Origin of the sequence: Roseisolibacter sp. H3M3-2 (genome assembly GCF_029211165.1) — a bacterium.
Classification (GTDB): Bacteria; Gemmatimonadota; Gemmatimonadetes; order Gemmatimonadales; family Gemmatimonadaceae; genus Roseisolibacter.
Genome location: NZ_JARGEK010000733.1, coordinates 1 through 828, shown reverse-complemented (window position 1 = coordinate 828; position 828 = coordinate 1). Strand labels below are relative to the sequence as shown.

Below are 828 nucleotides of genomic sequence, written 5' to 3'. Positions count from 1 at the left end.
GCATCCCCGCCAGCCGCCGCGCCAGCGCCGTCGCCGCCGCGGCGGCGCCCGCGGCGGCCAGCACCGCCCACCCGAGGGTGAGCGCGAACGCCTCGCGCGTTCCGCGGTCGAGCTGCGCCGTCGGCTCGCGGCCGACGACGAGCCAGCCGAGCGCCGTGGTGCAGTGCGCGCCGAAGACCCGGCCGCCGTCGGTGTCGGCGCGGAACGCCGCGCCGGCGGGCGTCGCGCGCGCGGCCACGACCAGCGGGTGGCCGGCGGCGGCGGCCAGCAGCCGCTGCCCGAGCGCCTCGCCGCCGAGGATCACGCGCCCGGCGCGGTCGACGATCGCGAACGCCGACCCCTCGCCGGCGCGCGCGCCGCGCGCGATCCCCGCGAACGCCTCGAGGTCGAGCGAGCCGGAGACGATGCCGAGCGGGCGCCCGGACGAGTCGCGCACCGCGGCGCTGACGCCGACGATCGGCGCGCTCCCGAACCCGCGGCCGCGGAAGGCGTCGGACACGAACGACGGCGAGGCCCCGGGCACGCCGGCCATCGGCGCCCGGAAGTACGCGCGGTCGGCCACGGTGCGCCCCACGGTCGGCGTGCCGTCGACGCCGACGTCGGGCGACGCGGCGACGATCGCCCCCGCCGAGTCGACCGCGATGACGGTGCGGAAGTCGGGGTGCAGCGCGTGGAAGCGGGCCATGCGCGCCATCAGGGCGCGCGACCGCCGGGGGCGCGACGGGGTGAGCGCGGCCGCGAGCGTCTCGACGGCGGCGCGGTCGCGCGCCAGCCGCGCGTCGCCGGCGCGGCAGAGCGCGTCCGTCGCCTGCTGCAGCGCCGCCTCGG

General features: G+C 81.3%; 1 protein-coding gene. It reads right to left on the bottom strand.

From position 1 onward, the window contains the following. On the bottom strand, nt 1–828 hold an 828-nt coding region (locus PYV61_RS26065), incomplete at both ends, for a cache domain-containing protein (protein WP_275836806.1).